This is a genomic window from Buttiauxella ferragutiae, assembly GCF_022637515.1.
Classification (GTDB): domain Bacteria; phylum Pseudomonadota; class Gammaproteobacteria; order Enterobacterales; family Enterobacteriaceae; genus Buttiauxella; species Buttiauxella ferragutiae.
The window spans coordinates 2,034,091-2,048,324 of sequence record NZ_CP093332.1; the positions used below are offsets into that span (position 1 = coordinate 2,034,091).

At 48.3% G+C, this 14,234-nt stretch carries 14 protein-coding genes and 2 pseudogenes; 13 read left to right on the top strand and 3 right to left on the bottom strand.

From position 1 onward, the window contains the following. Together MNO13_RS09355 and MNO13_RS09360 are read left to right on the top strand one after the other, a co-directional pair. Entirely contained in the window at positions 1-1,176 is a 1,176-nt protein-coding gene (locus MNO13_RS09355) for a cupin domain-containing protein (RefSeq protein ID WP_241939862.1), read from the top strand. A gap of 129 nt (positions 1,177-1,305) precedes the next feature. Next, on the top strand, positions 1,306-1,590 hold the full coding sequence (locus MNO13_RS09360; protein WP_390902767.1) for a DUF2058 family protein: 285 nt from the start codon (positions 1,306-1,308) through the stop codon (positions 1,588-1,590). 107 nt (positions 1,591-1,697) lie between these two features. On the opposite strand, the gene MNO13_RS09365 is transcribed toward MNO13_RS09360, so the two are convergent. Continuing rightward, positions 1,698-2,735, bottom strand: a complete 1,038-nt coding sequence (locus MNO13_RS09365) for an IS630 family transposase (RefSeq protein ID WP_241939863.1) — start codon at positions 2,733-2,735, stop codon at positions 1,698-1,700. Positions 2,736-3,013: 278 nt separating this feature from the next. Here MNO13_RS09365 and MNO13_RS09370 point away from each other — a divergent pair, with 278 nt between their 5' ends. Next, positions 3,014-3,796 (top strand): GntR family transcriptional regulator, encoded by a 783-nt coding sequence (locus MNO13_RS09370; protein ID WP_241939864.1) that lies wholly within the window; start codon positions 3,014-3,016, stop codon positions 3,794-3,796. A 6-nt stretch (positions 3,797-3,802) separates the two neighbouring features. Here the strand turns inward: MNO13_RS09370 and MNO13_RS09375 are convergent, their stop codons facing one another. Both MNO13_RS09375 and MNO13_RS09380 read right to left on the bottom strand, forming a co-directional pair. After that, positions 3,803-4,672, bottom strand: coding sequence for an N-acetylmannosamine kinase (locus tag MNO13_RS09375; RefSeq protein ID WP_241939865.1), 870 nt, complete (start codon positions 4,670-4,672; stop codon positions 3,803-3,805). Further along, positions 4,669-5,367 carry an N-acetylmannosamine-6-phosphate 2-epimerase gene (locus MNO13_RS09380; protein WP_232886898.1) on the bottom strand — a complete coding sequence of 233 codons (699 nt, stop codon included), beginning with the start codon at positions 5,365-5,367 and terminating at the stop codon, positions 4,669-4,671. Before MNO13_RS09380 ends, MNO13_RS09375 begins: the two co-directional genes overlap by 4 nt. A gap of 335 nt (positions 5,368-5,702) precedes the next feature. Between MNO13_RS09380 and MNO13_RS09385 the strand changes: the two genes are divergently transcribed. From MNO13_RS09385 to MNO13_RS09430, 10 genes and pseudogenes are all read left to right on the top strand, one after another. Further along, the gene (locus MNO13_RS09385; RefSeq protein ID WP_232886899.1) at positions 5,703-6,728 is read left to right on the top strand and encodes a Gfo/Idh/MocA family protein; all 1,026 of its coding nucleotides are present in this window, start codon (positions 5,703-5,705) and stop codon (positions 6,726-6,728) included. A 16-nt stretch (positions 6,729-6,744) separates the two neighbouring features. After that, positions 6,745-8,013, top strand: coding sequence for an ABC transporter substrate-binding protein (locus tag MNO13_RS09390; RefSeq protein WP_241939866.1), 1,269 nt, complete (start codon positions 6,745-6,747; stop codon positions 8,011-8,013). A gap of 64 nt (positions 8,014-8,077) precedes the next feature. Further along, complete coding sequence (locus MNO13_RS09395; protein ID WP_232886901.1) at positions 8,078-8,938, top strand: carbohydrate ABC transporter permease; 861 nt, start codon at positions 8,078-8,080, stop codon at positions 8,936-8,938. Next, complete coding sequence (locus MNO13_RS09400) at positions 8,931-9,758, top strand: carbohydrate ABC transporter permease (protein ID WP_232886902.1); 828 nt, start codon at positions 8,931-8,933, stop codon at positions 9,756-9,758. The genes MNO13_RS09395 and MNO13_RS09400 overlap by 8 nt, the downstream gene beginning before the upstream one ends. Positions 9,759-9,782: 24 nt before the next feature. Beyond that, positions 9,783-10,940, top strand: coding sequence for an ABC transporter ATP-binding protein (locus tag MNO13_RS09405; RefSeq protein ID WP_232886903.1), 1,158 nt, complete (start codon positions 9,783-9,785; stop codon positions 10,938-10,940). A gap of 85 nt (positions 10,941-11,025) precedes the next feature. Beyond that, positions 11,026-11,370 (top strand): annotated as a pseudogene (locus MNO13_RS24500) (ThiF family adenylyltransferase); the annotation flags it as partial. Positions 11,371-11,382: 12 nt separating this feature from the next. Further along, the gene (locus MNO13_RS09415; protein WP_422387219.1) at positions 11,383-11,811 is read left to right on the top strand and encodes a rhodanese-like domain-containing protein; all 429 of its coding nucleotides are present in this window, start codon (positions 11,383-11,385) and stop codon (positions 11,809-11,811) included. Next, complete coding sequence (locus MNO13_RS09420) at positions 11,801-13,108, top strand: MFS transporter (RefSeq protein WP_241939868.1); 1,308 nt, start codon at positions 11,801-11,803, stop codon at positions 13,106-13,108. Before MNO13_RS09415 ends, MNO13_RS09420 begins: the two co-directional genes overlap by 11 nt. Next, positions 13,098-13,577 carry a hypothetical protein gene (locus MNO13_RS09425; RefSeq protein WP_241939869.1) on the top strand — a complete coding sequence of 160 codons (480 nt, stop codon included), beginning with the start codon at positions 13,098-13,100 and terminating at the stop codon, positions 13,575-13,577. The genes MNO13_RS09420 and MNO13_RS09425 overlap by 11 nt, the downstream gene beginning before the upstream one ends. Next, a pseudogene (locus MNO13_RS09430) lies at positions 13,514-14,026 on the top strand (JmjC domain-containing protein). The gene MNO13_RS09425 and the pseudogene MNO13_RS09430 overlap by 64 nt, the downstream one beginning before the upstream one ends. The last annotated feature ends 208 nt before the right edge of the window (positions 14,027-14,234 follow it).

Here is a 14,234-nt window from a genome sequence, read left to right on the forward strand (position 1 = left end):
ATGAAATCCATAACCTTAACCTCTGGTCAGGCTCGGAGTCGCCTGGTCGCCCCGCAAGACATGGTTTCCTGCAATCTGGCCTTTATCGACTGTAAGCTGCCAGGCTCCCACCTCAAGCAGAACTATTCATTTATTGGTCCAGGCGTGACGCAGTCTTCGTCCCAGGTGGTGAATATTCCTGAACCCCACGGGTTTAACATCGGTGCGGCGGCGATGCCGAAGGGGGTGACCAATAATTTACACCTGCACTTTACCGCCGAGGTCTTTTTGATTCATGAGGGAAGCTGGCGTTTTCGTTGGGGGGCGAACGGCGAACATGAAGCGGAATTTAGCGCACCGGCTATTCTCAGCATTCCGACCTGGATATTCCGGGGCTTTACCAACATCAGCAAGGAAGATACCTGTGGCATGGTTTACACCGTGCTGGGTGGCAATAATACCGGGGGCATCATCTGGCATCCGTCAATTCTTGAAGCGGCCAGCGAGCATGGGCTTTATCTGAGCAAAGATAACATGCTGATCGACGTCAACGCGGGGGATGTTCTGCCTGAGCCATCCGCGCTTTTGCCACCGTTGGCCGCCGAGGAAATTGCCGCTTTGCGGGACTATTCCATTGAGGAAATGCGCCAACGGGCGGTAATGGGCGAAGCACGTCAGTGGTCAACAGAAGGGTTGCTGGATGCGATTCTGCCTAGGCATGGCGGGGAAATAGCCCCGGTGATTGGCTATGGCATCTCGCAGGATAAACACAGTGCGCCGCCGCTCACCCAGCCGCACGGTTTTTCCGTCGAGTGGCTTCGTTTGCAGGACGATCATCAGGTTGGGTGCCATCTTTGCCCTGACGTTCAGGTGATTATGGTGTTCAAAGGCATGCTGGAAGTCACCTGGAATCAGGCAGGGGAAGAGGTCAGCATTATTGCCCCGGAACGGTCGATAGTCTCTATCCCGGCCAACAGCTGGCGGCGTTATCGCGCGATCGACGGCGGCACGGAATTTATACTCACCACCCAGGGTGATCAGCGCAAACGTCTGTACTGGGATGAGGACATTCTACTGCAGGCCAAGGCGTGCAATCGCGGCCTTGATCCCGACGGTTATGTCAGCAAACTGGATATTCTGCCCGCTACTGCCCGCCGCGCTGGGGCAAAAATAGAAAGTCTGGTTGAAGAGGGATAATCCGCAGGACAGGTTGCCGGAGCAATGGCTCCGGCAACCTGTCGCCGCCACGCACAATACAGATATAATCTAGGGAAATATTCAACCGGTTTATACACGACAATGACAAAACTCACCTTACAAGAGTAGATGCTCAAAGCGGGATTAGTCTCCAGCAAAAAATGGCCAAAGTCCAAAGAACGGCCAAAAAATCACGCGTTCAGGCGTGAGGCAAGAGAGGCTGTTGAAGAGAATAAAAAGGCCCAGTTTGAGCGTGACAAACTGCTTAGCGAACAACAAAAACAAGCGGCTTTATCGAAAGAATATAAAGTGCAGGTAAAGCAGCTGATTGAAATGAATAAAATCACCATTGCCAGAGGCAATATTTATTTTAACTTCACCGATAATAATTTAATTAAAAAAGTGGTGGTCTGATGCTGAGTAATACACTCAGTAGCCCCTTAGGCAAACTCGTTGATATGCTGCTGGTCGAGGTCATTACGTATACGGTGAGTCAGCAGACAGCTAAATAGCTGCGCCTATTATCGCTCCATTTTTATTAATCCGTGATGATTACCGGGGAAAGGTGAAGCGGCTTTCATAAACTGTCTGACATTTTTCAGTAGTTGCCACATTGTCCTGCAACGGTGGTTACGCGTTTCCGTTTCATGCAACGCCAGCCACAGGAGTTCTATTCTGTTCACCCATGGTGAGTAAACTGGCTGATAAATAACAATAATTTTTGGATTTACCTTCAGCCACTCCTGTGTCTTTTTACTCTTGTGAATGATGTAATTATCAACGATTAACGTGATCGTCTTTGCACTGCGGTACGTGCTTTTCAGGTGATTTAACATACTGATAAATAACGCTGAGCTTTTACGGGTTCCACTGACGTAATCCACTCTTCCCGTTCCGGTATGCAGTGCTCCGGCAAGGTAATGCTTTTCATTTTTTCCAGGCGTAGGGATACGTTTTTGCTGGCCCTTTTTTTGCCAGTCAGCTCCGATTTTGGGATTCAGATCAATGTCCACTTCATCCTCGTAAAAGACCGGGTGTTCGGCGCTACACCGGACAAGAGCTTCTGCGATGACGGCCATTTTCTCTTCTTTATGCGGGTCGCGAATGTGTAGTGTCGGGGCCGCTCTGCGCCAGACAATGCCCGCACCGGGTAGCCAGCGGCGAAGCGAAGCTGGATGTAACGTTGAGTTAAATAGTTTATTTATTTCAATCGTTAACATCTCAGTACTCCATCGTGAACGCAGGTAGCCGAAATCCTGAGGAGAGCGCTGAACAAGTAAATCGAGCATGCGCAACATAGCCTCAGCAGGCCACTTTTTTTGACGACCCGGTGGAAGACTTTTCAGACCTTCAGTATCCGATAATGTGAACCAGTTAATCCAGCGGCCAACGGAGGAACGCGCTGCACATAAGGTTTTTGCTATATGGGACAGAGAGTCACCAGAATGTAACATCAGCATGGCGATAAGCCGCCGGGCATGGTTTTTATCGGGTGTTTTATGGATAATTTTCTGCATGTTGCGTCGTTCATTTCGGGGTATGGGTGCTATGATCGGCATGACTCAGTCTGGTTGTGAGGGTTTGTGATGTTTGGCGATTGATCAGATCGCTCAAACCGGATTGAGTTCTCTTCAGTGATCTACTATTACGCGCAGTTATTTAGTGCAATTCTGCCAATGCACCTAACCTGCTGTCGCCATACATAAAGGTGTAATACCTCACTCTATACGGTGAATCATCACGTCCGGTAATACCAGACAATACCAGTTGTGAAAAGAGTATCATCAGTGCTATGCCGGATAAGTAACATCAGGTAATCTTCCAGCATGCATGGGAAATGGATGGTAAAGGCATGGAACGAAAATTCATTGAGACACTGAAAACGTATTGCGACGATACTAATCGTGGAGCCGGACCACTTTATCTGCGCCTGGAGAGAGGTTTTCGTGACATGATCACCCGTGGTGAGCTAAAAGCTGGTTATGCGATTCCCAGTGAACGTGAACTTTCAGAGCTGTTAAACTTATCCAGAGTAACGGTACGTCGCGCATTAAGTGAACTTGCAAACGCGCAGGTTATCGTGCAACGACGTGGTGCACGCAGTACTGTGGCAGGAAGGGTCGAAAAACCACTTTCATCGCTGACCAGCTTTAGTGAAGATATGATTTCTCGTGGCTATCAGCCTGGTGCCAGATGGCTGGAGAAAGTTCTTGCCCATGCCTCTCCCTCTGAAATTATTGCCCTGAACCTGTCACCTGGGGCACTGGTATGGCGGCTCAAGCGCCTTCGCACGGTAGATGACCGCCCAATGGCAGTGGAAATCGCCGTGGTGCCACAGATATTCATTCCTGAAATGGATGAGCTGGGAAATTCACTGTATGCAGTGTTCCAGTTGCATGGTTTCATGCCTGTACGCGCTTTACAGCGTATTCGGGCTGAACCATTGAGTCGTGATCACAGTCAGTTACTGGATATGCCAGCACACAGCCCAGCGCTGCATGTTGAACGTCACTGCTACCTGGAAGATGGCCGCCCGATTGAATACACCCATACCTGGTATCGGGGCGACAGTTACGATTTTCTTGTTGAGCTCCAGCGCGATATCTCGTCTGGTATGTAATTATCGTTACTGGTGTTGTGCCCAGTCTGCAACACCCAGTAATCCTGCATCGGAGCCTCCCAGTGCGGGGGTAACTGGCAACTTAAACAGCTCAGGAAATTCCTGGAGCGCCTTCTGTACTCGCTCCAGCATGCCATCAGCCAGACCCACGCTTCCGCCAATCACCACCTCTTCAATATCCACTACCATCAATGTATCTGCTATTGCTTGCGCGACCGCAACGGCGGCGTTATTAACAATTGCATCGGCTTGTGGGTTTGTATCGGCAAGCTCAAAAAGCTGGCGACTGTCGAGGGGACGTCCAAAGCTAGCTGTGGCCTGCCGTGCCAGCGCAGTACCGGAAGCAACATGTTCCAGACAACCGATACGTCCGCAGCCACAACTCCCAGCGCACGGATCCATGGGGGCGATATTGACTGTCGCATGGCCGATATGCCCGGATAGCCCGTGCGGACCGATACGCAGTTTCCCATCATAAATAAGCCCCCCACCTACACCGGTAGAAAGCGTGATAAACAACAGGTTTGAGAGCTGTTTGCGGCGCGGAAGGAACTCTCCCCATGCGGCAGCTTGTGCGTCATTCAGCATGACGACCGGACAGTTAAACTGCTGTTCTAACACAGACCTGAGAGGAAAACCTTTCCAGAAAGGAATCGTATTCTGATTTACTGACCAGACACACCCCTCTCGTAGATAGCCTGTAGCAGCTACCGCGACACGTTCGACCGGATAATCAGATTGTGTGATCTCACGAAGTGCAGTAATAAAACCTGTTTCATCGTGGCGCATTGCGACCTGCTTACGATCAATACAGTGTTGACCTTCTAGCCACGCCGCGGAAAGTTTGGTACCGCCGATATCCAGAGCCAGGATCATGTTGGTGTTCTCCCGTTGATGACCTCGGCCAGCGCACTGTTATACCACTCAGTGATATGTTCAACACGCGTAATGGCTGAACCCACGGTTACCGCAAAAGCACCGGCTTTAAGCGCTGCCGCTGCATGAGTGGGAGTACGTGTACGCCCTTCTGCCATGACAAGATAGCCACGCTCGGCCAGTTCAGAAATAAGTTCGATATCCGGACGATCCATAGGTTGACTGGTTGTTTCCTCCGTATAGCCCGAGAGCGTTGTGCCAATCAAATCGAATCCCAGCTCTGCAGCGGCGATACCCTCCGCTAACGTTGAGCAGTCCGCCATCACCAGTACGCCTGACTGACGTGCCAGCTGGTAAAGTTCAGCAATGGGCACCGGGCGAGTACGATCCGTGGCGTCAATCGCAATGACACTAGCTCCGGCAACAATCAATGCTGAGACATCGTTCAGGAAGGGGGTAATACGCACTGGTGAATCGTCCAGATCGCGTTTAACGATCCCGATAACGGGAATATCCAAGTATCTGGAAACCTGACGTACATTGTCAACGCCTTCAATCCGTACTGCACCTGCACCTGCCAGTTCAGCACTGCGCGCCATAGCCACCACGATGTCTGTACTGTCCATAGGCCCATCAGTTACCGGCTGGCAAGATACAATTAGCTGATCTTTAAGTCTATTTATGTCAATCGCCATTTTTTCGTTCCTTTTGTTTTGCAATTGTCAAGTAGATAACCACAATAATACCAGATGTGTAAATTGGTATTTTAAATTAATACTTCTTGCATTGTGACGATGCTCAAATTTTGATCTCAAGCACTGTAATTGTACTGGACAGGGCTAAAAAACAGGCAGTATAACAGGTTAAATATGTTGCAATAATTCGCAAGTAAATGTTAATTGCATTGATTTTTATGTATTTTTATTTTTTGGTATTAATCTGGACTTTTTCTGGTGTGTTAATTGAATCGCTGAACATGTCGCGAGGTTGTTACACAGTTTTTTTCAAACTAAGTACTGAGGAAAGTGAGATGACAGATAGCGTGATTAAAGTGTGCGTCGTCGGCGCAGGCTTCATGGGGGCAATGCATGCCCGGATCTGGCAACAGATGTATGGCGTGGAGGTGGTTGGCGTGGCTGATCCGGACTTATCTCGACTCGAAGCGCTGAAGGAGTGGATCCCGCAGTTGAATTGCTATGAAGATTTCAACCAGATGCTGGAACAGGAAAAACCGACCATTGTCAGTATCTGTACCAAAGATGACTTCCACCTTGCACCCGCACTCGCGGCGGCTAAAGCGGGGGCACACATTTTTCTCGAAAAACCGATCGCAGCCACGATGGAAGATGGTGAAGCTATCATCCGTGCTGTGCATGACGCAAATGTGAAACTGGGGATCGGCTTCCTGCTGCGCTTCGACCCGCGCTACTCCCGCGCACAGGAAATCCTCGCTACCGGTAGTGCAGGAGAAGTGAGTCATATTACTGCACGTCGCAACAGTCCTGCGATAGAAGGTCCGGCTCGTTACGGCGGTAGCCTGCCATTGCCACTGCACGTCACTGTTCACGACGTTGATATGATCCTCTGGCTGCTGAAGCATACCAGGCCGGTAATTGTTTATGCGCAGACCACTAACAAACTGCTGGGTCATCTGGGTACAGAGGATTCAGTTTTCGCCATCATCCGCTTTGAAGATGGAACCGTGGTGAATCTGGAAAGCTCATGGGCACTGCCCGCCGGTTCACGCACACTGCTTGACGCCAAAATGTCGATTCTCTCGACCAAGGGCCTGATTGAAATTGAATGCGGTGAGTCCGGTCTGTATCACGCATCCGAAAGCATGAACCACGATATCGACACTCAACACTGGCCGCTAAGCCAGGGGGAAATCAAAGGTGATCTGCGCGAGGAGCTGATGGCATTCCTTGCTGATGTTCGCACCGGTTCGACCAGTGTGGCTACCGGCGAGGAGGCTAACGAAGCCTTGCGCATTACCCTTGCCATTATGGACTCTGCCCGTACTGGGGAAATCGTTCGGGTCAGACATTCTGACTAAATAACCAGGTGATGAGATGAGCATAAAAAAAATAGGTATTGCAAGTATTATCAGCACGCTACTGCTGTCTGTTAATGCCAACGCACAGGAAACTATTCGTGTCCTGCTTGAGGGGCATAGCACCAGTGATTCCATAAAAGCACTATTACCAGAGTTTGAAAAAGAGACCGGTATTAAGGTCCAGGCTGAGATCGTACCTTACAGCGATCTCACCTCTAAAGCTCTGCTGGCCTTCTCCTCACATAGTGGACGTTACGACGTCGTTATGGATGACTGGGTACACGCTGTAGGTTATGCCTCGGCAGGCTACATTACACCTGTCGATAAGTGGATGAAGAGTGATACTACATTTTATGACAAAGCTGATTTTGTCCCGAGTTACGCCGAGACGCTGCGTTATAAAGAGGGTTACTACGGTCTACCTGTGTATGGTGAAAGTACTTTCCTGATGTACCGTAAAGACCTGTTTGAGCTGTACGGTATTACTGTTCCGAAAACCTTTGATGAGCTGGTAACCGCGGCGAAGACTATCAAAGAGAAAACGAATGGTCAGGTTGCTGGTATCACTCTGCGCGGAGCGCAGGGGATTCAGAATACTTTCGCATGGGCTGCATTCCTCTGGGGCTATGGAGGGCAATGGATCGATAACAGTGGCAAATCTGCTATCTCATCACCACAGGCAATCGAAGCGACGAAAGCTTTTGTTAATGTCCTGAAGAACTACGGTCCGATTGGTGCAGCAAACTTTGGCTGGCAGGAAAACCGCCTGGTATTCCAGCAGGGCAAAGCAGCCATGACCATCGACTCAACCGTCAATGGTGGTTTTAACGAAGATCCAAAAGAGTCTTCCGTTGTTGGGAAGGTAGGGTACGCACCGGTACCGGCACAAACGGGTGACCATAAAGGTAACAGCGGTGCGCTTCAGGTTCACGGTATGTATATTTCTAGCGACAGTAAGAATCAGGCTGCCGCGTGGAAATTTATCAGTTGGGCAACTGAAAAACAGACTCAGATGAAGTCGGTAGAACTGAATCCGAACGCTGGCGTGAGCTCACTTAGCGCTATCAATAGTGACGCATACACCAAACGTTACGGTGCTTTTAAGGATGGCATGCTTGCGGCGCTGAAAAACGGCAACGCGAAGTATCTTCCGACCGTTCCGCAGTCAACGCAGATTATCAATATCACCGGTATAGCGCTGTCTGAGGCATTGGCAGGGACTCAGACAGTGGAGAGTGCACTTCAGGCAGCAAACACCCGTAATGATAAAGCGTTATCCCATTAACCACTTTCCGCCAGTGCAGTTGCGCTGGCGGATGTGAAATTACTCTGCAGGTCCAGGTAAAACTATGAAAGCAAAACTCACGCAGAAGGCGTTTACTCTGCCGTTACTGATTGTATTGCTGCTGGTTTCGTTCTACACGCTGGGTTACGCCATTTATCTGTCAGTGTACGACATCGATCTGATGTCCCCACCACCGTTTAATTTTATCGGCCTGGCGAACTTCATCGAAGTGCTGAAGGAACCACGCATGTGGTTATCACTCTGGCACACTTTGGTTTATGTGGCAGGTTCAACGATAACAGAGCTGGTATTTGGCGGTGCGGTAGCGTTGCTCATCAGTCGCGACTTTGTGGGGCGTAAACTGGTACGAGCGCTGCTGCTGCTTCCTATGATTGTCACGCCAATTGTCGCAGGGCTTATCTGGCGAATTTTCTACGATCCTAACGCGGGTTTATTTAACTGGCTGGCGGGTCTGGTGGGGATCTTGCCGATTGACTGGTTGGGTAATCCGGGTACTGCTATGGCATCACTGATTCTGGCAGATATCTGGCAGTGGACCCCATTTATTATTCTGCTGGTTTCTGCCGGGCTTGATGCGCTACCAAGTGAGCCGCTGGAAGCTGCAGAGCTGGATGGGGCGCGTGGATGGCGCCTGCTGGCGTTCATTAAACTGCCGATGATGAAGCCGATCATTCTGATGGCGCTGTTCCTGCGTATGATTGATGCCTTCAAATCTTTCGATCTTATCTATGTGATGACCCGCGGCGGTCCTGCGCTCGCAACGGAAACCACCAACATGTATGCCTATCTCACCGGGTTCCAGGATTTTCGGCTCAGCGCGGCGGTGGTCATTGCCCTCATCAATACGCTGCTGGTGATCGCGGTACTGTCATTTGCCAGTAAAAAGGTGATGAAAGATGAGTGATTCATTGAAGTTTATCTGCCGGAGAACTGGCTTCTATCTCGTGCTGGTATTGATCCTGGCGTTTTTCCTTTTGCCTATTTACTGGCTGGTGACGATGTCGTTTAAAACTTATATCGACGCATTCGCCATGCCGCCCAAACTGTGGTTTACGCCGATTCTTGATAATTACCGGCAGGTGCTGAGTAACGGAGATTTTATCCGTGCTTTTGGTAACAGTCTGCTGATATCGCTAGTCTCAACGCTCTTGTGCTTGGTACTTGGCTCTCTGTTTGCCTACGGAATGGCATTCTTTATCGAACGCAAAGGGCAGGCGAAACAGTTCATCATGAGCCTTCGCTATGCACCGGTGATCATACTGGTGATTCCTGTTTATTACCTCATTACCAAACTCGGTATGACTGACAACTATCTGGTGCTGATTCTGGTGTATACCGTGGCGAATGTGCCTTTCACCATACTGATGGTTACTACCTTTTTTGAAGATATTCCACCCGAAATCCGTGAAGCTGCCCGTGTTGACGGGGCGAGTGAGTGGCGAGTGTTCTTAAGTATCATGCTGCCACTTGCACGCACCGGTCTGGCGGCATCAGGTGTGCTGACTCTGTTTTTTATCTGGAACGAATTCCAGATTGTCCTGACGCTCTCTGGTGACTCCACACAAACGTTACCTGTCGCAATCACCTCATTCCTGACCTTCCAGGGTACTGAGTGGGGGCCGCTGACGGCAGCAGGAACTCTGGTGATGTTTCCAATGCTGGTACTGGGTCTAATGGTACAAAAACATTTGGTGCGCGGTTTAACCATGGGCAGCGTTAAGTAGCTCAGAAGAGGGGAATTATAAATTATGTCGGGTATACGTCTAAGCAATATCTTTAAGCGCTTTCATGAGACACAGGTCATTAACATGGTCGATCTGGAAATCAAAAATGGTGAATTTTGCGTGTTCATCGGGCCATCGGGTTGTGGAAAATCGACGTTGTTGCGCATGATTGCTGGGCTTGAAACCATCACTTCAGGGGAGATCACCATTGGGAATAAGGTTGTGAACAAACTCGCACCGGCTGATCGTGGTGTTGCGATGGTGTTTCAGAGTTATGCGCTTTATCCGCATATGACCATTTATGACAACATGGCGTTTAATCTGAAGTTGGCGAAAACCGAACCGGCTGAGATCGAACGTCGGGTCCTGAACGCTGCGAGGATTCTGCAACTGGAGCCATTATTACAACGTTTGCCAAAGGCGCTGTCTGGCGGGCAGCGTCAACGAGTGGCGATCGGACGGGCTATTGTACGTAACCCCGATGTGTTCCTGTTTGATGAACCGTTGTCTAATCTTGATGCTTCACTGCGTGTCGCAACGCGTGTGGAAATTGCCAAACTGCATCATCAACTTGGCAACACGATGATTTATGTAACTCACGATCAGGTCGAAGCAATGACATTGGCGGATAAGATTGTGTTGCTGAACAGTGGTGCTGCGATGCTGAATGAAGGTTCGATCGCGCAGGTAGGTCATCCGCTGGAGCTTTATCACCATCCGGTAAATGATTTTGTCGCAGGATTTATTGGTTCACCAAAAATGAACTTCCTGACGGCCAAGCTGATTAAAGGAACTGCGCAGACCGCCAGAGTGCGTCTGGGTGGGGCATGTGAAGAAATTGAGGTGCAGGTCAATACAGCCGTAGCTCGTTCGGGCGAACAGGTAAAAGTGGGCGTTCGTCCAGAACACTTACGTCTGTGTGATAAATCTGAAGCACACCTGGTCGGGCAGATTCAGCATATCGAACACCTTGGCGAAGCCGCTTACTTCTATGTATCCGTTGACGGATTTGATCCTCTGTTAGTAAAGCATTCAGAAGAGCCGGGCCTGGGGCTAGGTGATGACGTTGGACTAATGATCCCATCGAATCATGCGTACCTGTTTGATGAGAAGGGGGTTGCATTCCGCCGAACAGCGGTAGCGGTACAGAAGCAATTTGCACCTGTATTAGAGTTAAACTAAAACTTTATGGAAAAAATGCTGGGCATATACCCAGCATTTTCGTCGGTTATTGTAATACAGTATTGAGAGTAACTGGGGATTGTCATTGGCTATATATTACGTCGCCTTTGTTTTTGAAGCGTCCGATATCGTTGTTGACTGTACGGATAATTTTGATGCGAAATATCTCATCAATGATGTTTGCGAGAAGAAACGAACGCCGCTGGTGTATGCCTCTATTTTTCAATACGAAGGGTAATCAGCCGTTTTCCATCATTGCAAGAATGGAGAAACAGCATTGAGCTATCGCGATTTGTTCCCGGAGCCCCCACATGCCGGGCTGCGCGAAAATTGCAGCGACGCGGGTGTACTGGGAATGCTCCCGGGGATACTGGGGACGATGCAGGCCGGGGAAGTGATTAAGATAATTACCGGCATTGGGGATGTACTTACCGATAGCGTCATGATTTATGATTCTCTGAGCAACCGGTCCTCATTATTACAGCTCAAAAAACGTGGTCGGGTAGTTATCAAACCGGCCTGTGATGAGTTAGGTGAAATTGAAAGCATCAATTTCAATCAGTTGGTTGCGCTGAAAACACGCAATGACGGTCTGTGTTTACTGGATGTCAGGGAACCGGCTGAACGTAATGTTATTTCCATCGGCGGTATGCATATCCCATTGCGGGAGTTGCCAGCACGCATCGCAGAACTCCCTCAGGATCAACTGATAGTGTGTTACTGCAAATCAGGGAGCCGCAGCAAACGCACTATCCTGTTTTTACAGGATCAGGGATTTACCCAAGATGTTAACCTAACCGGCGGGATTATGGGGCTAACACAAAGCGAAAAGCAAAATGTGCGCGAATGGGATGGGCTGTATGAAAGTTGATGTGTTGATGCCTCTTGGCCCCCGTATCTTCTTATTGCAAACGGGCACATCGCTGGGCATGGTGTCGGGGCATATTTTTCGCCTTGCCATGGCCTGGTGGTGCCTGCAAGTCACACACTCGGCGGTCGCTTTTTCTTCACTCATTGCGATATCCGTGGCGGCAGAGATTTACCTTAAACCGTTTCTGGCGTCATTTGGCGATCACTTCAATCGAATCAAATTTATCATCGTTTGCCAGTTCGCTGTGTTAGGGATCATCGCATTATTCTGCCTGGCAAGTTATCTCGGATATTTCAATCTGGCGTTTATCACCTCGGGACTCGTGGTGATGAGCGTTATCTCATCTGTGCGTGAGCCGACGATTATGGGGCTAATTCCCGATCTCGTTGCAGAAGGGGAAGTGACGCAAGCTATATCGCACCGTTCAACTATCAATTCCATAATTATGTTGATAGGTCCGGTGATTGCGGCTTCGCTTATTTCAATTTTTTCGACAGGAGTTGCGCTGTATATTTGTGCGTTGGTTTTTGTATCGTCCTGCATCGCATTTGTTGTTCTATTATTTAAATATGATGTGGATGCTGTTTTAACTGGCGAAAAGGAGACCTGGTTCCATAAAACGAAAGGGGCATTTAAAGCGATTTATCATGTTAAATCAGAGTTTCATATTGCATTAATTTCATCCGTTATTAATTTTACGATGTTCCCTTTTTTTTCTGTGACTATACCGTACTGGATGAATTCTGAATTAAAGCTTCCCGTGGCCTATCTTGGGGCATTCGAATTCTCATTTGCTTTGGGGCTGATTGTTAGTAGTCTTTATATTAACACTATTGTAAGAGAGTGGGCGGGGCGGCTCAATAATGTTTTATTTGGTTTTGTCCTTTTAGGCAGTAGTGTGATAGCAATTGTATTGATGGGGAATATCTATATTTCAATCGTGTTAGCGTTCTTATGCGGTACGGCATTTATTTTTATCAATGTCAATCTCAGTACGCTGCGTTCGACGGCAACGCCGCGTGACTACCGAACGAGAATGAGCGCTATGGCTGCCTTTTTATCCAGCCTAGCGAATCCTTTTGGCGTGGCCATTACAGGGTGGTATATAAATTTATTAGGTGTGGTTCCGTTTACTGTCATTTCCGGTGTCATAGTGATGTTGATTGCACCCGTTATTTTACTTTCATTTCATTTACGTCGGGCACTTTCACTCGATGAAGCTGAGATGAAAGGGTATTACGAAAAAACCTATCCGAAAGCATTTTACAAACGCGAGGAGCACAAATATGAAACCTGAAAACTATGCCATTGATGTGTTTCTGGGGCATGACCGTTTTCAACAATTCATGCACTGTTATCAGCAAAATAAAGTTTTTAAATGCCAGTTTGATGTGGCAGCAGCAGAGATTCTGACGCCTGCGGAACTTGAAGAGATTATCAACACACGCCGCCTGTCCTTTCCGCGCTGTAGATTAGTACGTTCGGGAAAGCCGCTTGCGCCTGCAGAGTATAATGAACGGAGCCACTCGGCTATGGGGGAGGGGATAATTAAACTCATTCCTCAACGTGTAATACAGGAGATTGAAAACGGTGCCACCCTGGCGCTGGATTTTGCTGAAGATCTGTCAACGACTATCCGGCGGTTGCCGAATCATTATCTGTTTTTTTTCAGGAAAAGACCGGAGCAACCGTTTTTTTCAGTGTGGGCGACAATAAAGGATTTACTACTCACTGGGATAATAGCGATACGCTTATGTTTCAACTAAGCGGCAAGAAAAAATAGCATCTTTATGAACCTGATTTTGCCTTTCCGGTTGCAGAAAACAAATCCGCAATGTCTGCTCCTGAGGGTGAGCCCAGTGAAAGTTTTATTCTGAAAGAAAACGATTTTTTATATTTTCCACGGGGGCATTGGCATGCTCCTGAACCATGTGGGTCTCACTCTCTTCATATTTCTTTTGCATTTCGCAGGAGAAATGGTATCGATTTCATGAAGTATCTTTTACCACAATTGGCTTCACAAATAGCCTTTCGATTGGACATTGATAAAACGGGTAATGAACTAACAAATCACGATTATGTTTCTGGCTTACTATTAGCCCTAGAGGACATAGTCAGTGTTGAAAATCTGGAGAGTTTTATTGGTTTTTGTGGGAGCAGAAAATTCATCACTGATGCTGTCCGATTTGAAAATATTATACTTAACGATAAATGAAAGGGGGGGTACTTTCATTGATTTAGTCTGAATTGGCACCATTGCAAAGAGTATTGGAGCTGGAATTTTTTTTCGCAGATTAATATCATTTAATTATCGAAACGATTTTGGTGCAATGTCATTCTGGTTTCTTCATATCTGAAATTGACGGAGAAACCAATGGCCTGGAAAACCACAACTGAACAAAATGTAGTGATGTGATGGACGA